The organism is Microbispora sp. NBC_01389 (assembly GCF_045040095.1).
Taxonomy (GTDB): domain Bacteria; phylum Actinomycetota; class Actinomycetes; order Streptosporangiales; family Streptosporangiaceae; genus Microbispora.
This window is the reverse complement of sequence record NZ_CP109552.1, coordinates 4,491,792-4,510,016: the sequence shown is the minus strand read 5'-3', so window position 1 is coordinate 4,510,016 and position 18,225 is coordinate 4,491,792. Positions and strand designations below refer to the sequence as shown.

General features: G+C 74.2%; 18 protein-coding genes and 1 riboswitch. Of the genes, 7 read left to right on the top strand and 11 right to left on the bottom strand.

All coding sequences use genetic code 11. The features are described 5' to 3' along the window. Window positions 1-13: 13 nt before the first annotated feature. From OG344_RS20395 to OG344_RS20380, 4 genes are all read right to left on the bottom strand, one after another. Window positions 14-787, bottom strand: a complete 774-nt coding sequence (locus OG344_RS20395) for an adenosylcobinamide amidohydrolase (RefSeq protein ID WP_405084443.1) — start codon at window positions 785-787, stop codon at window positions 14-16. Further along, a complete protein-coding gene (locus OG344_RS20390; RefSeq protein WP_405084442.1) occupies window positions 784-1,620 on the bottom strand; it encodes an ABC transporter ATP-binding protein in 837 nt (278 codons plus the stop codon). The genes OG344_RS20395 and OG344_RS20390 overlap by 4 nt, the downstream gene beginning before the upstream one ends. After that, window positions 1,617-2,645 carry a FecCD family ABC transporter permease gene (locus OG344_RS20385; protein WP_405084441.1) on the bottom strand — a complete coding sequence of 343 codons (1,029 nt, stop codon included), beginning with the start codon at window positions 2,643-2,645 and terminating at the stop codon, window positions 1,617-1,619. Before OG344_RS20385 ends, OG344_RS20390 begins: the two co-directional genes overlap by 4 nt. Before the next feature lie 118 nt (window positions 2,646-2,763). Continuing rightward, window positions 2,764-3,723, bottom strand: coding sequence for an ABC transporter substrate-binding protein (locus OG344_RS20380; protein WP_405084440.1), 960 nt, complete (start codon window positions 3,721-3,723; stop codon window positions 2,764-2,766). Between the two features lie 52 nt (window positions 3,724-3,775). Then, window positions 3,776-3,920: riboswitch (adenosylcobalamin (AdoCbl) riboswitch) on the bottom strand. 362 nt (window positions 3,921-4,282) lie between these two features. Here OG344_RS20380 and OG344_RS20375 point away from each other — a divergent pair. Next, window positions 4,283-5,761 carry an acyltransferase gene (locus OG344_RS20375; protein WP_405084439.1) on the top strand — a complete coding sequence of 493 codons (1,479 nt, stop codon included), beginning with the start codon at window positions 4,283-4,285 and terminating at the stop codon, window positions 5,759-5,761. Here OG344_RS20375 and OG344_RS20370 read toward each other — a convergent pair. Then, window positions 5,677-7,083: a PepSY-associated TM helix domain-containing protein gene (locus tag OG344_RS20370; RefSeq protein ID WP_405084438.1), complete on the bottom strand. Its 1,407-nt coding sequence runs from the start codon at window positions 7,081-7,083 to the stop codon at window positions 5,677-5,679. The genes OG344_RS20375 and OG344_RS20370 overlap by 85 nt on opposite strands. Window positions 7,084-7,424: 341 nt before the next feature. Further along, entirely contained in the window at window positions 7,425-7,994 is a 570-nt protein-coding gene (locus OG344_RS20365; protein ID WP_405084437.1) for a hypothetical protein, read from the bottom strand. A 304-nt stretch (window positions 7,995-8,298) separates the two neighbouring features. Between OG344_RS20365 and OG344_RS20360 the strand changes: the two genes are divergently transcribed. Further along, the gene (locus OG344_RS20360) at window positions 8,299-8,880 is read left to right on the top strand and encodes a histidine phosphatase family protein (protein ID WP_327044897.1); all 582 of its coding nucleotides are present in this window, start codon (window positions 8,299-8,301) and stop codon (window positions 8,878-8,880) included. Between the two features lie 76 nt (window positions 8,881-8,956). Here the strand turns inward: OG344_RS20360 and OG344_RS20355 are convergent, their stop codons facing one another. The 3 genes from OG344_RS20355 to OG344_RS20345 form a co-directional block, all read right to left on the bottom strand. Next, a complete protein-coding gene (locus OG344_RS20355) occupies window positions 8,957-9,232 on the bottom strand; it encodes a hypothetical protein (RefSeq protein WP_405084436.1) in 276 nt (91 codons plus the stop codon). Between the two features lie 102 nt (window positions 9,233-9,334). Continuing rightward, entirely contained in the window at window positions 9,335-9,568 is a 234-nt protein-coding gene (locus OG344_RS20350) for a DUF397 domain-containing protein (RefSeq protein ID WP_327044895.1), read from the bottom strand. Next, window positions 9,569-10,390, bottom strand: coding sequence for a helix-turn-helix transcriptional regulator (locus tag OG344_RS20345; RefSeq protein WP_327044894.1), 822 nt, complete (start codon window positions 10,388-10,390; stop codon window positions 9,569-9,571). Between the two features lie 199 nt (window positions 10,391-10,589). Here OG344_RS20345 and OG344_RS20340 point away from each other — a divergent pair, with 199 nt between their 5' ends. Together OG344_RS20340 and OG344_RS20335 are read left to right on the top strand one after the other, a co-directional pair. Beyond that, entirely contained in the window at window positions 10,590-11,099 is a 510-nt protein-coding gene (locus tag OG344_RS20340; protein ID WP_327044893.1) for an ATP-binding protein, read from the top strand. A gap of 373 nt (window positions 11,100-11,472) precedes the next feature. After that, entirely contained in the window at window positions 11,473-13,869 is a 2,397-nt protein-coding gene (locus OG344_RS20335) for a helicase-associated domain-containing protein (RefSeq protein WP_405084435.1), read from the top strand. Between the two features lie 13 nt (window positions 13,870-13,882). Here OG344_RS20335 and OG344_RS20330 read toward each other — a convergent pair whose 3' ends face one another. Then, on the bottom strand, window positions 13,883-15,133 hold the full coding sequence (locus tag OG344_RS20330; RefSeq protein WP_405084434.1) for an ArgE/DapE family deacylase: 1,251 nt from the start codon (window positions 15,131-15,133) through the stop codon (window positions 13,883-13,885). Window positions 15,134-15,239: 106 nt separating this feature from the next. On the opposite strand from OG344_RS20330, the gene OG344_RS20325 reads away from it, so the two are divergent. Then, the gene (locus tag OG344_RS20325) at window positions 15,240-16,346 is read left to right on the top strand and encodes an endonuclease/exonuclease/phosphatase family protein (protein ID WP_405084433.1); all 1,107 of its coding nucleotides are present in this window, start codon (window positions 15,240-15,242) and stop codon (window positions 16,344-16,346) included. Here the strand turns inward: OG344_RS20325 and OG344_RS20320 are convergent. Beyond that, the gene (locus OG344_RS20320; RefSeq protein ID WP_405084432.1) at window positions 16,321-16,872 is read right to left on the bottom strand and encodes a DUF1349 domain-containing protein; all 552 of its coding nucleotides are present in this window, start codon (window positions 16,870-16,872) and stop codon (window positions 16,321-16,323) included. The genes OG344_RS20325 and OG344_RS20320 overlap by 26 nt on opposite strands. 354 nt (window positions 16,873-17,226) lie before the next feature. On the opposite strand from OG344_RS20320, the gene OG344_RS20315 reads away from it, so the two are divergent. Both OG344_RS20315 and OG344_RS20310 read left to right on the top strand, forming a co-directional pair. After that, window positions 17,227-17,805, top strand: coding sequence for a hypothetical protein (locus OG344_RS20315; RefSeq protein WP_405084431.1), 579 nt, complete (start codon window positions 17,227-17,229; stop codon window positions 17,803-17,805). A 62-nt stretch (window positions 17,806-17,867) separates the two neighbouring features. Continuing rightward, window positions 17,868-18,188: a GroES family chaperonin gene (locus OG344_RS20310; protein ID WP_405084430.1), complete on the top strand. Its 321-nt coding sequence runs from the start codon at window positions 17,868-17,870 to the stop codon at window positions 18,186-18,188. The last annotated feature ends 37 nt before the right edge of the window (window positions 18,189-18,225 follow it).

Genomic DNA, 18,225 nt, shown 5'->3' with positions numbered 1-18,225 from the left:
GTGACGGCGACCTTCAGGCCGTAGCGCGTTCCCCCCAGTCGCGCGCGCCGTCGAGGACGGCCCGGTGGACCGCCCGGGCGATCCGCGCGCCCCAGACGGAGCGCGGGCCGCCGAACGGCTCCGCCGTGCCCTCCCGCCGTACGGCCACGCAGACCGCGTCCGACGCGGTGCCGGTGCAGGGGAAGCCCGCCTCCAGCAGCGCCTGGGTCTTGGCCTCGGTGACCGTCATGACGGCGTTGACCAGCGCCGCGTCGCAGAACGCCACGGGCACCGCCACCAGGATGTTGACCGTCCCCGGGCGCGGCACGCACGCCCCCGCGTCGCCCGCGCCGAGGGCCTCCCGCGCGGCCTCCGGCCCGCGCTCCGGAGCGTCCCGGCCTGCCGCCGCCTCCCGTGCGGGGCCCCGATCGGGCTCCGGGACCGTGGGCAGGCCGTGATCGGGCGCGCCCTCGGGTGCCGCCGCCCAGGTGGGCACGCCCAGGCCGACCGTGGCGACGGCCTCCGCTCCCCCGTCGGAGGCCACGCGGAACCGCTCGACCGGCGCCGCCGTCATCATGCCGACGCCGGGACCCTCGGGGCCGAGCGAGGCCATGTGCTCCACCGGGTCCATCCGCGCGTAGCCGCTCGCGACCTGCGCGTTCAGCACCCAATCCCGGGGGCCGATCCCGCCGCCCAGCATCGCCGAGGAGATCATCCGCCAGCCCGGCCCGAACCGCCACAGCAGCGTGCCGAGGCGCGCGCCGTCCTCGGCCCGGTGCGTCAGCGACGGGCGCGGCAGGCCGGTCATCCCTCCTCCACGGCGGAGACCGGGGAGGGCACCGGCGGGCGCACCAGGTGGACGAGCGGACGCCCGTCGGCGCCGGGCTCCACCCGGACGCGGGCGCCGAAGTGCTCGGTCAGCAGCGGCTCGGCCAGCACCCGCCCGGGCGGGCCCGCCGCGACCGCGCGGCCCTCCGCGAGCAGCACCAGCGCGTCGGCGTACTGCCCCGCGAGGCTGAGGTCGTGCAGCGTGGTCACGACGGTCAGACGGTCGGCCAGGCGCAGCCGGTCGACCAGTTCGAGCACCTGCTGCTGGTGCCCCAGGTCGAGGGCGGTGGTCGGCTCGTCCAGCAGCAGCACCGGCGCCTGCTGCACCAGCGCGCGGGCGAGCACCACCCGCTGCCGCTCGCCGCCCGACAGGTGCCCGAGCGGCCGGGCCGCGAAGCCGTCCAGGTCGAGCCGCTCCAGCACCGACCGCGTCACCTCGCGGTCCCGGGCGCTCTCGCTGCCGAGATAGGAGATGTACGGCGTGCGGCCGAGCAACGCGTAGTCGTACACGGTCATGTCGGGCGGCAGCGCCGGGCTCTGCGGGGCGTAGGCGACCAGGCGGGCCCGCCGGCGCGGGCGCAGGCCCTCCACGGCCGCGCCGTTCACCAGCACCTCTCCCCGGCGCGGGATCAGCCCGGCGACGGCCCGCAGGAGCGTCGACTTGCCCGCGCCGTTGGGGCCGATGACCGCCAGCCACTGCCCCGGCGCGGCCGACAGGGTGACGTCCGCGAGCACCGGCCGCCCGCCCAGCGTGACGCCCAGCCCGCGTGCCTCCACCGCCGGGACGCCGGGGCCGGCGGTGTCGCCGCTCACGTCTCCACCCGCCGGGTCATCCGCAGGACGGCGACGAAGAAGGGCGCCCCGACGAACGCGGTGACCACCCCGATGGGCAGTTCGGCCGGGGCGAGCACCGTACGCGCGATGGTGTCGGCCAGCACGAGGAACGCCGCCCCGCCGAGAAGCGACAGCGGCAGCACGACGCGGTAGGACCACCCGGCGAGCCGCCGTACGACGTGCGGCACCACGATCCCGACGAAGGCGATCAGCCCGCTGACGGCCACCGCGGACGCGGTGGCGAGCGAGGCGGCCAGCAGCACGGCGAACCGCACGCGCGTCGCGTGCAGGCCGAGGCTGACCGCCTCCTCGTCGCCGACCGACAGCACGTCGAGCAGCCGCCCGTGCAGCAGCATGACCACCGTCGACACCACCGCGTACGGCGCGATCATGCGGAGCTGCTCCCACCCGCCGCCGACGTCGCCGAGTATCCAGGAGTAGATGCGCTGCAGCTCGTCGACCTTGAGCTGCTGCACGAAGGTCTGGATGGCGGTGAGGAACGAGGTGACCGCGACCCCGGCGAGCACGAGCGTCGCGGTGCCGCCGCCCCGGCCCGCCGTGTGGCCCAGCGCGTACGCGAGGACGACCCCGCCGACGGCCCCCGCGAAGGCGGCGACCGGCACGGCCGCCACCCCCGCGTCGCCGCCCAGGAAGACCACGACGAGCGTCACCGTGAGGCCGGCCCCGGCCGCCGCGCCGAGCAGGTACGGGTCGGCCAGCGGGTTGCGGAAGACGCCCTGGTAGCCCGCCCCCGCCAGGGCGAGCAGGCCGCCCACGACGGCGGCCAGCAGCACCCGGGGCACCCTGAGCTGGAAGACGATCCCCTCCTCGTTCGGCTGGAGGCCGGAGTGCAGGGACACCAGCGGTAGCCGGTCGAGCAGGGCCAGCGCGATGGCGCGGGGCGAGATGACCGCCGCGCCGACCGCCAGCCCGGCGACCAGGCTGACCAGCAGCACGACGGACACGACGAGGAGCGCCCGGCGCGGACGGCCCGGCGCCGTCACCCCGCCATCCGGCCCTGTCGCGGCACCGGATCTCACCGGTGAACCGCTCTCATCGGAGCACCGCTCTCACCACGGCACCGGTCCCACCGCCACCGGGGGCGTGCGCGTCGTCACCGGCTCAGCCCGCCGCCTTCCGGACGGCGTCGCTGACGACCTGGGCGAGGTCGGCGACGCGCGGCCCCCAGCGGGAGGCGACGTCGTCGTCGAGCTCCACCACGCGGCCCTGCTTCAGGGCGGCCAGGCCGGACCAGCCCGGCCGCTTGGCCAGCGCGGCGGCGTTCTGGCCACAGCACTTGGTGTCGCCGAGGAAGATCAGGTCGGGGTCGGCCTTGGCCACGAACTCCGCCGACAGCTTGGGATAGCCGCCCGCCGCGTCGGGTGCCTCGTCGGCGATGTTCTTCAGCCCGAACAGGCCGTAGACCTGCCCGATGAACGTGCTCGACGTGGCGGCGTATGGCGTGGTGTCCAGCTCGTGGTAGTAGGTCAGGCTCTTGCCCTTGGGCGCCGCCGCGGCGAGCGCGTCGATCTTCTGCTTGACGCCGCCGGCCACCTCCTCGGCCTTGTCCGTGTTGCCGGTGGCCGCGCCGAGGTCCCTGATCTGGTCGTAGGTGTCCTCCAGCTTGGTCGCGGCGGGCTCCAGCAGCACCGGGACACCGACCTTCTTCAGGCCGGAGACCACGCCCTCCAGGTCGTTGGCGAGCACGACGAGGTCGGGCTTGGCGGCGGCGATCGCCTCGACGTTGGGCTTGAAGCCCGACAGTGACGTCTTCGGCGCCTCGGGTGGATAGGTCGACTGGTCGTCCACCGCGCTCACCTGGGCGCCCGCGCCGATCGCGAACAGGATCTCGGTGGCCGTCGGGGACAGCGACACGATGTGCTCGGGCCGCTTGCCGATGGTCACCGCGCCGTTGCCCGCCTGAATGGTGACGGGGAAGGCGGCGGTGTTCGAAGCGGCGGTGTTCGAAGCTGTGGGGGGTGGGGGCGACGCGGACGTGGCGGTGCCGTCGCTCTGGCCGCAGCCGGCCAGTCCGAGCACACCCAGCACCACACCCGCGACGGCCGTACGCAGGGGCCTCACGAGGGTCCTCCAAGGGGGGAAAGCCGGGAAATCGAGAGACCCGCGTGATAAGACGGATCACCCTTTTCCACGAGGGTTGATGGCGTCGGCGCACAACGCAGGCGACCTGGCTCGTCCCCGGGGGAGGGGAACCACAGTTGCGGGACAGCGCCGGGTTCTCACCGGACTTCGCTGCGCTGCGCGCGTCGGACGCAACCGTACCAACTCCCCCGCCGCGCCATCATCCTCCCCCTGTCGCCGAGGCCCGGCCGCCCGCCCGTACGCCGCGGTGGTAGGGCAGGCCCCACCCCGGAGGCGGGGGCTCACCCAAGATCGGGAGTAGTGGCTCCGTCGCTGCGCCGGACGGCGCCCGGGCGGGAGCCTGGAGCGGCCGGGAAACCCCGGCGGAAGCTCCCGCACTGTCTCTCCCCCGGGCTCCCACCCCGAGCCCTCCGGCTCTCCCCCGGGCCCTCCCCGGGCTCTTCTCCCCCGGCCGGCGCCGGATCGGGTGGTCGCGACCGCCCACCGCTCCGGCCGGGCCCGCGACTGACCACGACCGACGACCGAAGGCGGCGCCCCCGTGTCCCTGACCATGTTTCCTCCCGCCCCCGTGCGGGCCCCGGCAGCCCCCGGGCCACGGGACCGCTTCATCGACGTCCTGCGCGTCTTCGGGATGGTCCTCGTGGTCGTCCAGCACTGGGCGATGCCGGTCCTGTCGTACGCCGGAGGTCGGCTGACCACGGGAAACGCCCTGGCGGCGGTTCCGTTCGTCACCTGGATCTCCCAGGTGATGCCGCTGGTCTTCTTCGCCGGGGGCGCGGCCAACGCGATCAGCTTCCGGTCAGCGGCCCGCCGCGCCGGGCTGGAGGACGCGGGCGAGACGGGCCCGGCCTCTCGGGAGGGGACAGCCGGGCGGTCGAGCGCGCACAAGTCGACGGCGCGGGAGTGGACGGCGCGGCGGATGCGCCGCCTGGCCTGGCCGGTGGCGCCGCTCGCGGCCGTCTGGCTGCCGCTCCCCCACCTCCTGACCGCGCTCGGCGTGCCCCCGCAGCCGGTCGAGGTGGCCGCGCGGACCGTCGGCCAGTTGCTGTGGTTCCTCGCCGTCTACCTGCTCGCGGTGGTGGCCACGCCCCGCCTGCTGCGCGTACGGGCCGGGATCGCCCTGCCGGTGCTGGCGGGCGGCGCGGTGCTGACCGACGTGATCCGCTTCTCGGGGCTGGAGGCCGCCGGCTATCTCAACGTCGCGTTCGTGTGGCTGGCCGTCCACCAGGTCGGGTTCCGCTACGCCGACGGCGGCCTGGAGTGGCTGCGGGGACGCCGCGCGGCGGCGCTCGCGGGGGCGGGGTTCGCGATGGTGGCGGCCCTCGTGGCGGCCGGCCCGTACCCCGCCAGCATGATCGGGATGCCCGGCGCGGTCTCGAACATGGCCCCGCCGAGCGCGTGCCTGCTCGCGCTGTTCGCCGGCCAGCTCGGCCTGGCGATGCTGCTCCGCCCCGCCCTGAACGCGCTGGCCCGCCGGCCCCGCGCCGAGGCGGTGCTCACCGTGCTCGCGCCGCGCATGATGACCGTCTACCTGTGGCACATGACCGCGCTCGTCACCGTGGCCGGGGTCGCGGTCATCGGGTTCGGGCTGGGCACCCCGCTCCCCGGCTCGGCGGCCTGGTGGAGCCGGGACCCGCTGTGGCCGGCCGCCCTCGCGCCGGTCCTGCTCGGGCTCACCGCCCTGTTCGGCCGGTGGGAGGAGCCAACGGGAACCGCCACCGGCCGGCACGTGGCGGTCGCCGCGCCGCTCGTCGGCGGCGCGCTGCTCACCCTTACGGTGACCGGCTTCGCGCCGGGGCCGGCTCCGGTGATCGCGTCCGTCGCCCTGCTCGGGGGCCTGTGCCTGGTCAGCCGGGGGCCACGGCATCGCCGGGCCGGTTCACCCGATCGGGTGAACCGGCCCGGCGAAACGCCCTGCGACGGCTCAGGGCGTCAGCGCGCCGACCTGGCGCGGAGCCCGAGCAGGACGTCGATCACCAGGAACGCGGCCAGGGAGATGCCCATCAGGGGCACGTAGTAGCCGATCACGGAGGTGAGCAGGGCCAGCGGCACCAGGAGTCCCCAGTGCAGGCCCCGCCAGCCGCCCCGGGGGTAGGGCCGGCCGAAGCCGCGGGTCGGGCGGCGCCGCCACCACATGCGGTAGCCCAGCGCGATCAGCGTGATGAGCCCGGCGGCGATCGCGGCCAGGACGATCTGGTTGGCCAGGCCGAACAGCAGCCCCATGTGCGCGTCGATCCCCCACCGGGTGAGCTTGGCGGCCAGCGGGTAGTCGGCGAACCGCAGCTCGCCCACGACCCGCCCGGTCGCCGGGTCGAACGCGATCTGGTCCAGGCGCGTGGGGAAGGTCTTGCGGATCTCCTTGACCACGTACGCCGACCCGGGCTCGGCCGGCAGCACGACCTCCAGCGGGCCGGACAGCCGCCAGGCGGCCGCCGCCCGCATGATCTGGTCGACTCCCACATCCGGAGTGGCGCCGGCCTGACCGCCGCTCGTGGCGTGCCCGGCGTGCCCGGCGTGCCCGGCGTGCTCACCGAGATCGGTGTTGATCGACGGGGTGGCCCAGCCGAACCTCGTGCGCAGCTCGTCGATGTTCTCTCCGGCGTACTTCGACCAGGTCAGCCCGGTGGCGGACAGGAACAGCAGGCCCAGCAGGGCCCACAGGCCCACCGAGCCGTGCCACGACAGCGTGCGGCGCGACCCGGTCGCGGCGCGGTCGGGAGTGAACAGGCCGCGCAGGCCACGGCCGGCGCGGCGGCGCCTGCTCAGCCACAGCGACAGCCCGCCGAGGGCGACCACCCACAGCCAGCTGGCGGCCAGCTCGCTGTAGATCCGGCCGGGCTCGCCGAGGTGCAGGCGACGGTGCAGGTCGGAGATCCAGGCGCGCACGGGCAGCGCGCCGGAGCTCCCGTAGCTCTCCAGCGTGCCGCGCACCTGGCCCGTCCCGGGGTCAACGAAAACCGCCATCTGGGTGCTTTCGGGCAGGTTTGGCACGTCCAGCAGCACCCGGGTGGTCAGGCCGGGCTCGGCGGCGGGCCGCACCGCGGTGACCTTCCCTTCGGGCAGCGCCCGGCGGGCCGCGGCGACCTGCTCGCTCAGGGGGACGGCCGTCTGGCTCACCGGCGCGGTCAGCTCGTGCCGGTAGACGACGTTCTCGATCTGGAAGGAGGCGGCGTACAGCAGGCCCGTGGCCGCCGCGACGAGCAGGAAGGGGGCGATGAGGATCCCGGCGTAGAAGTGCAGGCGGATCACGAGCGGGCGCAGCGCCGCCCAGTTCGCGCGCCTGCGGCGGGGAGGCCGCGGGGGGTCGGCGACGGAATGGACGTCGGTGGTCGAGGTCATGGGGGGGTTCTCCGTTCGGCCGTGAGCGCGTGCCCGCGGGCACGCCTCACCAGGGCATGGGGGGAGTGTCCGGCGACCGCCACCCGTCACGAGGGGGCACAGATGGACGCGTCGCACGGCGGAGGAGGCCGGAGCGGAGCCCCGGCCGACGGCTCCGGCCCTGCGCGCATCCCGGAAGGAATGCCGCAAGGGGGCCTGTACGGCGAGGCGTCACCCGGGCCACTCACGGCGGGACGTGCGTGCCGGACACGAGCCGCGACCGCGCGGTGCGCGGTCCAGGGCGGCTGGGAACGGGCGTGCGGCAGGTCGGCGGCCGCCGCCCCCGGAGGGGCGAGCCCGGATCAGAGAACGGAGACGACCGGAGGCGGACCCCGCCGGGCGACCACCACGGCGAAGTCGGCCCGGCGCGGGAGCGGAAGGGAGAACCGTCCGCGGACGCCCGGGGGAAGCGGGGCGGCGCCGGTCGGCGGGCCCGCGAGGACGACGGCCATCGCCCACAGCCGCCGCACGGGCGCGACGGCCAGATGCACGATCACGGCCAGCGCCGACTCGCCGCGTTCCAGGGCCCAGGCGGACAGGACCGCCGCCGCGGCGTGGATCAGCAGCATGCCCAGCCCGGTGCCGTGCTCCCCCGTCCACATGGGCGCCGGCTCGTGCGCGGCGCCGACGGTGAACAGGTGGTGCAGGCCGTACTGCGCGGCGAAGCACGCGCCCAGCAGGACATCCATGCCGCGCCGGCGGCCCGCGAGCAGAAACGCGCCCAGCCAGGTCAGCGCCAGCGCGGCGACGAGGGCGCCCGCACGCACGGGAGCCCCTCCGGCCAGCATGTGCAGCGCGGCCGAGACCAGCACGCACGCGGCCGCGAACACCGCGGCGCGGAACGCGCGCAGGGACGGCCGGCCGGTGAACACGGCGCAATCCTGGCAGAGCGCGGGCGCCGTCACCATCCTTGACTTGTTTGGATGCGCTCGACTATGTCTGTCCGTTTTCCGCACAGCCGCGCGGACGGCCTACCGTCTATGACACCGGAGGGCACCCCCGGATGCACCCGTGAAACGTTCACGCGCGGGCCGACGCCGGCGGGAAGGTCGTATGCACGTGCACCGCCTCCGCCGGACGTCGGCCCCGGTCCCCGGAGCCGCGCTTTCCGGCGGGGGCGGCGCGGTTGGAGCGCGCCGCGTGGGCAAGAGTGGGTCGGCGAAGAATCGAGGTGCTGTGAACGTCATCCTGCTGAGACACGGCGAGACCGAGTGGAGCAAGGCCGGGCGGCACACGGGCCGCACCGACGTCCCGCTCACCCCGCACGGCGAGGAGCAGGCGCGCGCCCTGTCCCGCCTGGTGGCGGGCCGGTCGTTCGCCCAGGTCCTCGTCAGCCCCGCCCGCCGGGCCCGGCGTACGGCCGAGCTGGCCGGCGCCGGGTCGTACGAGGTCGACCCTGACCTGTGGGAGTGGGACTACGGCGGCTACGAGGGCGTGACCACTGCGGACATCCGCGACTCGCACCCCGGCTGGTACGTCTGGCGGGACGGCGTCGTCCCGGGCGACGAGGCCCACCCGGGCGAGACCGTCGAGCGCGTCGGGGAGCGGGCGGACAAGGTCCTGGCCCGGATCCGCTCCACGGACGGCGACGTGCTGGTCGTCGCGCACGCGCACATCCTGCGCGTGCTCGCGGCCCGCTGGCTCGGCCTGCCGCCCGCTTACGGCGGGTACCTCCGCCTCGACACCGGGACGTACTCGGTGCTGGGCCACGAGCACGGCGACGAACCCGTCCTGCTCCGCTGGAACGCCCCCGCATAAGCCATGCCGTGCGCCCAACCGTGCGCACAAGTGCGCACAAGCCAGGCCCGGAGCCGGCTCCGAGTCGGCTCCTGCGTCAGTTCTGGGCGACCGGCTGAGGCTGCGGCCCTCGGCCGGTCAGCCACTCCAGGACCTTGCGGTGGCCATGGCGGGCGTCCTCGAAGTGCCCCCACCGCCAGTATCTGGGCTGCTCCCGCACCCCGGTGACCCACGTCCGGTACGCGACCGCCCTGGGCCGCCCGTCCTGCGGGTCGGCCGGGGAGGCGACGCCGTAGGTGCGGACAACCACGCGGCCGCCGGGTGCGAAGAGCACGTCGTCGGCCACCGGATAAAGAGTCATCTGCTCCAGCACGAGGTCCCCCCTTGCGATTCTCTTGGGGGTCCAATGTGCCGGATCCTTGTTACGGCGCCCGCCTTGTGGTGTTACGCCCGCGAGAAGCGAGTGAACAGAGGGTTACACCAGGAGGCCGTCGAACTCGCCGTCCTTGACCCCGAGCACCAGGGCCCGGATCTCGTCCCGCGTGTAGATGAGGGCCGGCCCCTCGGGATAGCGCGAGTTCCGCACGGCCACACTGCCGTCGGAAAGCTCGGCCAGTTCCACGCAGTTGCCGGTCGAGTTGCTGTGGGCGCTCTTCCGCCAGGTGACCCCGGAGAGGTCGGTTGCGGGCATCCCGTTATATGTCTGCATTCATGTCTCTCTGAGAAGATCGCCGAGGATCTCGGCGGTGCCGCCGGGCGTGGTGCTCTCCACGCACAGCTGCTCCATGGCCGTGAGGTAGGGATCGATGTCCTCACGTTTGTCCAGATAGAGCGCACCCCAGAGCTGCTCGACGTAGACCACGTCCGAAAGATCGGAGTCCGGGAAGCGGAGGATGGTGAACGCGCCCCCCTCGGCCGCGTGCATCCCGAAGCGAAGGGGCATCACCTGCAGGGTGATGTTGGGCAGCGTCGACACCTCCAGCAGGTGCTGGAGCTGTTCCCGCATCGTCGCACTCCCTCCGATGGGCCGCCTGAGCGCGGCCTCGTCGATGACGGCCCACAGCCGGGGGCCGTCCTTGCGCGTGAGCCTCTCCTGCCGCTGGAGCCGCAGGTTGACGCGTTGATCGAGCGTGGCCTCCGTCGCGTCCGGATGACCGAGCCGGATCACCGAGCGGGCGTACTTCGCCGTCTGCAGCAGGCCGGGCACGAACTGCACCTCGTAGGTGCGGATCACGCTGGAGGCCTCCTCCAGGCCGACGTAGGTGACGAACCAGTTCGGCAGCACCTCGCCGTACTTGTGCCACCACCCGGGCGTGTTCGCCTCGCGGACCATCTCCAGCAGGCCACGCCGTTCGTCGTCGTCGTGGACGCCGTACAGCGTGAGCAGGTCTTCGACGTCACGTGTCTTGAACCCGACCCGGCCGAGCTCCATCCGGCTGATCTTCGACTCCGAGGCACGGATGTGGAAGCCGGCGACCTCACGGGTCAGTCCGCGTTCCTCGCGCAGGCGTCGAAGGCTCGCGCCGAGCATGATTCGCCGAACGGTGGAACCGGATCCGGGCGGATCTATGGACACGTGCTATTCCTCCGCTTTGTGGACTGGTTCACAGTCTGTCAAAGATCGCCCCCTTCGTCCCAGTGGTGTCGGGGGTAACGGTAGCGCCTGCACAACGCGCTTGCACGTGCATTCGCTCTTGCACATGCACGGGAGTGTCCTACATCATGATCTCGTGCAGTCCACGAACCTGACTCGTGGCCAGATTCACTGGTCGGCGCTCGACTGGTGGCCGCCCATCGGCTGGTGGCCGGAGCCCGCTCGCGGCCTCCTCCAGCCCGGTGCGGCGAGCGCCAGCGCCACATTCGTCCTCCCGCCCCGCGCGGAGTCGGTGCACTCGGCACGCAGCTTCGCCGCCGGGACGCTCTCGGGCTGGCGGATGACCGACCTGCTCGACGGGATGGAACTGGTCGTCTCCGAACTGGCCACCAACGCGCTGCGGCACGGCATGACGCTCACCGGGGAACGCCCGAGGGAGGTCATCCGGCTGTCGCTGATCCGCAGGGGAGCGCACGTGGCGTGCGCGATCACCGACCCGGGGTCGAGCGCGCCGGTGCTGAGGGACCCCTCCCCCTTCGAGCCGGGCGGGCTGGGGCTGCACATCGTGGAGTCGCTGAGCGCGTGCTGGGGCTGGTGCCCCCTCGTCCCGCAGGGCAAGGCGGTATGGGCCGTGCTCGCGGCCTGAGCCCCGGCCCGGAGCCGGGAAGACGGACGGACGGCGGCGCGCCCTCCGAAAACCTAACTCCGTCGTTAGATCTTGCTGTCGCCGATCGCGGTCCGCCGGCCGAAGAGCGCTCCCGTGCAGCCCGGAATGCATGGGAGCGCCCTCCGGCCGGCGGCCCGGATTCCCCGGAACTCTCCCGAAGCGTGGGCGTGGCGGGCGATGATGTGCAGACGTCGGGCCGGAGCGGCCCAACAGCACGCCCGTTTCCAACCGATCGGCGGAGACATATCGTGATCTCGGAACTCGTGAGCGCGACCTGTCCGCCGGTGCGCGGACCCCGCCGAGGCTGTGATCTGCACTACGGTGTCTGCCTGGGACTCCCGAGAGATCTGTTATGGACGCTCACATAGTCGGCTGGCTGACCAGTCTTGACGAAGACAGGCTCGCCCGCGTCCTGGCCAACCGGCCGGACGCGATCGCACCGCCGTGGCCCCGGCGCATGGACGCCCTCGCCCACCGGCTGACCGACACCTTCGCCGTCATGGAGGTCATGCGCGGCCTCCCCCTGCCCACGCTCGAACTCCTGCAGGCGTGCCTGGTCGCCGGGGGGCACCCGACGGAGGACGAGCTGGCCCGCTTCCTCGGGGTGAGCACCTCCGAGGTCGTCCCCTGGCTCGATCATCTCTACGACCACGCCGTCGCCTGGCCGGGCCCGGACGGCCGGATCACCCTGGCCAAGGCGGTGGCCCGCTGGTGGACCGCGCCCTGCGGCCTGGGCGAGCCGCTCGCGGCGTACCTCGACTCCTGGAAGCTCAGCACCGAGGCGCTGCGCCGGGTGTGCCGGACGCTCGACCTGTCCGGGCACGGCGGCAGACGCCAGGTGGTCGCGCGGATCACGGCGCTGCTCGGCGACTCCGAGCGTCTGGGGACGCTGCTGGACGACGCCCCGGACGGCACGCTCGGCATGCTCGACGACTTCGCCTGGGACGGGCCCGTGCGCAGCGTCGACGGCAACCGGTTCATCACCCCCGGCACCCCGGAGAAGTGGGCGCTCGACCGCGGGCTGCTCTTCCGCACCCAGTGGAACCTGGCCGAGATGCCCCGCGAGGTGGCGCTGGCGCTGAGGGGGCCCGACTACCGCGGGCCGTTCACGCCGTACCCGCCCGATCTCGCCACGTCCGGCGCCGACGCCGGCGCGGTCGAGCACGCGATGTGCCTGGCCGCGCCGCGGGTGCTCGACCGGGCGACGGCGTTGCTGGAGAACGTCGACAAGACGACGCTGCCGCTGCTCAAGCACGGCGGGGTCGGCGTACGGGAGATCAAGCGGCTGGCCAGGGAGATCGGCTGCGCGGAGGACGAGACCCGGCTGCTCCTGGAGGTCTGCGCCGTCGCCCGGCTGGTCGCCGTCGACGACGAGGCCGGCGGGCTGACCGCGACGGCCGGGTTCGACGCGTGGCGGCTGGAGGAGGCTCCCGCGCGGCTGTGCGCCCTGCTCGCGGGCTGGTGGCGCATGGAGCGCTCGTCGCTGCGCCGGGTGGACGGCCGTCAGCCCGCCGCGCTCGGCGACGACCCGGCCGGCGAGACGATCGCGAGGATTCGGTGGGCCCTGTTCGCCACGCTCGCCGAGATCCCCGAGGGCAGGGCCTTCGCGACGCTCCGCGAGCTCGTGCAGCGGGTGCACTGGCGGTCCCCGCTGCTCGACCGGGAACTACTCGCCGACTGCGCCGCGGCCGTCCTCGACGAGGCCCGCCTGCTCGGGCTCGCCGCCTGCGACATGCTCACCGGTCTCGGCCGGGCACTGGCCCCGCTGGCCGCGGTGGCCGGGAACGAGAGCCACGAGTGCGTGCCGGAGGTCGAGCACGATCCCGGGCTGGCCGCCGCCGCCACCCACGCCATGGCGAGCGCCCAGCGCACGGCGCTGTTCGGCGCCGACCTCACCGCCGTGGTGACCGGGCCGCCGTCGGTCGAGCTCGCGGCACTGCTCGACCGCGCGGCCGACCGGGAGTCGCAGGGTACGGCGTCGGTGTGGCGGTTCGGCCCCGCGAGCGTACGGCGGGCCCTCGACGCCGGCGACACGGCGGAGACGCTGATCGCCGGCCTGGCGGAGGCCGGGACGCTCCCGCAGCCCCTGACGTACCTGATCCGGGACGTGGCGCGGCGCCACGGCGAGGTCACCGTGTCGTCGGTCGGGTGCATCATCCAGGGCTCCGACCCCGCGCTGCTCGCGGAGATCGCCGCGCACCGGAAGCTGGGCAGGCTGGGCCTGCGGCTGCTGGCGCCGACCGTGCTCGCGGGCGCGGCGCCCGCCGAGGCGACGCTGGCCGCCCTGCGCGACGCGGGGTACGCCCCCGTGCCGGTGGACGACACCGGCGAGATCACGGTCAGGCGGGAGCCGCGGAGCGGGCGGCTCATCCTCCTGCCCGGCGGGCGGGTCGCCGAGCTCGATCCCCCCGCGCATCTCCTGGAACCCCCGCCCGACCCGCGCGAGCACGCCCGGCGGCTGCTCGTCAGCGGCGGGCCGGCGGCGGGGGAGACGGCCGGGGAGGCGCGGGCCCGCCAGACGTGGGCGGTCATCGGCCGGATGGCGACGCGGCTGCCCGCCGCCCAGCAGTCGCTGCTGGGCTTCGTGGTCGACCGCGACATCCGGGCGCTCATCACGCTCGCCGACGGGGTCACCGCCACGGTCAGCCACGGCGAACTGCGCAGCGGCGTGCTCGACGCCTGGTGCGAGGAGGCCGGCGACTACCTGGAGTTTCCCCTCAACGAGATCGCCTCCGTCGTCAACGCCTGACGCTCGCCCCTGCTCAGCGCACGCCGCAGCGGCGCAGGGCGAGCAGCGCCAGGGCGCGGGTGACGTCGCGGACCTCCCGCAGGTCCACCTGCTCGCGCGGGGCGTGCGCGAAGCGGACGTCGCCGGGGCCGTAGTGCAGGGTCGGCACGCCCGCCGCCGCGTAGAGGCGCAGGTCGCTCCCGTACGGCGCGGCCGTGCGGGACGGCGCGGCGCCGGTCGCGGCGGAGACGGCCGCGGCCGTCTCCGCCGCCAGCGGATGCCCGTCGGGCAGCCGTCCGCTGGCGAACTGCCCGCCGGGCCAGGTGACGCGTACGGGATTGTCCCGCAGCCAGGGGTCGTCGAGGCCGGCGAGCGCCGCCTCCAGGGCCGTCCGCGCGTCGGCGGGGTCCTCGCCGAGCCGGACGCCCAGCCGCCCCTCGGCCACGAGCAGGTCGGGCACCGTGCTCGCCCAGTCTCCGGCCCGCACGGTGCCGATCTCGATCGGGTACGGCACCGGGTTGCCGCCGAACAGCGCGTCGCGGTCCCGGTTGCGCTCCCGCTCCAACTCCCGCACGGCCCGCAGGACCGGCCAGAACGCCTCTACAGCGTTGACGCCCTCGTAGCGGGTGGCGCCGTGCGCGGCCCGGCCGGCGACCTCCAGGCGGAAGGTCAGCGCCCCGGCGGTGGCGGTGATCAGCGCCCCGCTCGTCGGCTCGGTGATCACGGCGGCCTCGCCGGTGTGCCCCCTGGCCAGGGTGGCGAAGGCGCCGAGCCCGCCGTCCTCCTCGCTGACGACGCAGTGGACGGCCAGCGGGCGCGCGAGCCGTACACCGGCCCGGCGCAGCGCGCGGACGACGGCGAGGTTGGCGGCGAGACCGGCCTTCATGTCGCAGGCGCCCCGGCCGTGCAGGGTGGTCGCGGTGAGGCGGGCGCCGAACGGGTCCTGCCCCTCCCACTTGCCCGGATCGCCGATCGGCACGACGTCGGCGTGCCCCTGCAGGATCAGCGCGGGCACGCCCTCGCCCTCGGTGACGCCGACGACGCCGTAGCCCTCGGCGCGCTCCGCCTCCGTCCCCGGGAACCCCTCGCGGGCGCGGAGGTCGTCGAGGTCGAGCTTCCACATGTCGACGTCGAGGCCCCACTCGGCGAGCATGCGGGCACATCTGTCCTGCAGGTCCGACTCCGCGTCGCTGCCGGTGACGCTCGGCACCCGGACCAGATCGGCCAGCAGGCCCACGGTCTCCGCCTCGTCGATCGCGTCCAGGACCCTCGCTTCGACATCCATGCCGAAAATGTACGGCCTGCCCGCGTCGGTGTGGACACCTGAGGAGCGCGGCGCCCGGCCCGTAGGGTGGATCATCATTCCGAGTGGCTTGGCGAGGGGGCCGAGGATGACGAAGCGGACCGCCGGCGGCGGGGCGGGCTGCCGGAACGTCCTGCGCGGCCTGCTCGCCTGGCTCGTGGTCGCGCCGTTCGCGCTGTGGGCCCTGCTGCGGCTGGTGCCGGGCGACGTCCACTTCCGCTGGGTGCAACTGGTCGCGTTCACGCCGTACGCCGCCCTCGCCTCGGTCGCCGCGCCGGTCGTCGCGCTGCTCACGCGGCGCCGGGCCGCGCTCGTGGCCGGCGTGGCGGTCACCGGGGTGCTCGTCGCCTGCGTGCTGCCCCGTGTTCTCCCCGACCCAAAGAGTGCTCTCCCTGACCAGAAGAGTGCTCTCCCTGACCCGAACAGCGCGCTGCCCGACCCGGGTCATGCGGGCTCGGCAGCGGCGGCGGGCACGCCGGACACGCGGGGGCCGGTCCTCCGGGTCCTGTCGGCCAACCTGCTGAAGGGCTCGGTGCCGCCCGCCGCGCTGGTCGATCTCGTGCGGACGCTGCGCCCGGACGTGCTCACCGTGCAGGAACTCACCCCGGCGGCCCTGGACGGCCTGCGGGGCGCGGGGCTGACCCGGCTCCTGCCGTACGGGGACGAGCGGGCACGGGAGGGCTCCAGTGGGTCCGGGCTGTTCACCCGGTTCCCCCTCCGCCCGGAGACGATCACCGGCCCCGGCGACTCCCGGCAGGCGCAGGGCGGCGTCGAGGTGCCCGGCGCGGAGCCCGTCGGCGTCGTGTCCGTGCACCCGTGCGCGCCGCGCTACGTGGCACGGCTCACGTGCTGGGCCGACGGGCTCGCCGCGCTGCCCCGGCCCGCCCGGCAGGTGCGGATCCTCTCCGGGGACTTCAACGCGACGCTCGACCACGACCGGGTCCGGCGCCTGCTCGACGCGGGCTACCGGGACGCGGCCGACGCGACCGGCGACGGCCTGGCCGGGACCTGGCCGTACCGGCGGTGGGACTTCAGGGGACTGCCGGTGCCGCCGGTCACGATCGACCACGTCCTGGTCGACCCGCGCGTCGCCGTGCGGGCGTTCGGCGTCCACCGGCTGCCGGTGACCGACCACCGCGCGATCTTCGCCGAACTGGTCCTGCCCCCGGCTAGGACGTCAGCGACACCCGGGTGAAGCGGGTCTCGAAGCCCTCGCCGCTCGGGGCGGCGCACATGACCCCCGCGAGGGCGAGCGTCTTCGGCGGGAAGTAGGCGAGGCGCAGCATGTGCTCCGGCTCCGCGCCGTTCACGCCGTACCGGACCGTGACGGCGTCTCCGGCGCGCTCGAAGTCGAACGTGGCGGAGACGAGGCCGGCGGGCGCGGGCGTGACGGACCAGTCGGAGAAGCCGCGCGTGACGACCACGCTGAGCTGGTGGCCGCCGTCGACGAACTCGACCCCCGCCTTGATCCAGTTCTCCTCGTCGATCCGCAGCACCGCCCCGGCCTGGTCGTACTGCTCCGCGTAGCCGGCGTCGAACGTCACCGTCAGCCGGAGGTCCCCGGCCACCTCCCGGCCGAACATGTGCGCCGTGTCGAACGAGTATCCGTAGTGCGTCTTCTGCCACAGGTCGGTCCGGGCGCCGGCGACGGCCCGCAGCCCCTCCCCGTCCCCCGACCATTCGGCGGGCTCGTTCACCCACGTGAAGCCTTCGATCGCCATGCCGCCCCCTTGCGTTCGCTTTACCGGATCCTGCCTATGAGAGCGCTCTCAGCACCTCCGGGTCAAGGACGATCTACCGAGCGATGACTCTCTTTTGTCCTATTTACTGTCTCTTTCCATATACTCGTGCCTCACATCACGTTTGACCCTTTTGTACGCCCCCACCCCTCGCGCGACTCGTATCCCATCCCTCCCCCTCGGATCACGCGCCCGATCGGCACCCGCGCCCCGCCCCCGGGGCCGCTCCGCGCTGCCCGGACGCGTACGGGGCCCGGCCCACCCCGGCCGGAAGCCCTCCACGACGCGCGGCCCTCCCCCAGAGGGCCGCGCCGCGAGCGACCCGAAAGGAAGCCCATGCACAAGCGAGCCCGTCAGGCGGTCACCGCGGCCCTGGCCGGAACCACCCTCCTCCTCGGCACGGCCGCCACCGCGGAGGCGGCGGTGGCGCCTCAGGCTCCGCCCGCGGTGTCCCTGCCCCCCGCCGACGCCCCCCGCCCGGTCCTGGACCCGGTCGCCATCGGCGCGGCGCTCAACGCGGCCCTCCGCGCGGCCGCCGCGGACGCGAAGCGGCTCGCCGCCCTTCCCTCCGGCAGGGCGACCGCCACGTCCTTCTGGGACGCCTCCACCGCCTCCGGCAAGCCCATGCGGTACGCGACGCTCGCCAGCCCCTACTGGCCCCTGGGCACGAAGGTGAAGATCACCTACAGGGGGAAGAGCGCGGTCGGGGTGGTCGAGGACTTCGGCCCCGCCGAGTGGGCCGTCGCCCAGCACGACATCCCCGCGATCGTCGACCTCTCCGAGAAGATGATGGCCGACCTGTCCGGCGTCGCCTCCAACACCGTCCATGTGCGCTTCCAGGTGCTGAAGTGGGGCAAGGGCCGCGTCTACCGCCACTCGGGGACCGGCTACGACCTGGCCATGGGCCGCTCGTGAGCTCCTGACCTCCGTCCGCCTCCGATGACGGCGCCCGGGCGGCCTCCGCGTACACTGCGAGGGTGCCTGACCCGAAGTTCGAGATCCAGATGCTCCACGACCGCGTGATGGTCAGGGTCGAGCGGGAGTCCGAGGAACGGCGCAGCACCTCGGGCATCGTCATCCCGGCCACGGTCACGATGGCCAACCGGCTGGTGTGGGGCGAGGTGTACGGCGCGGGAGTCGGTGCGCGCACGGTCAAGACCGGCGACAAGGTCCTGTTCAACCCCGAGGACCAGTACGAGGTCGAGGTGCAGGGCCAGCTCTACCTGGTGCTGCGCGAGCGGGATCTGCACGCCGTGGCGACGCAGCAGACCGACCACGGCACCGGCCTCTATCTCTGACCCGTCGTGCGCGGCACCACCGGGTCCGCCGCCGCAC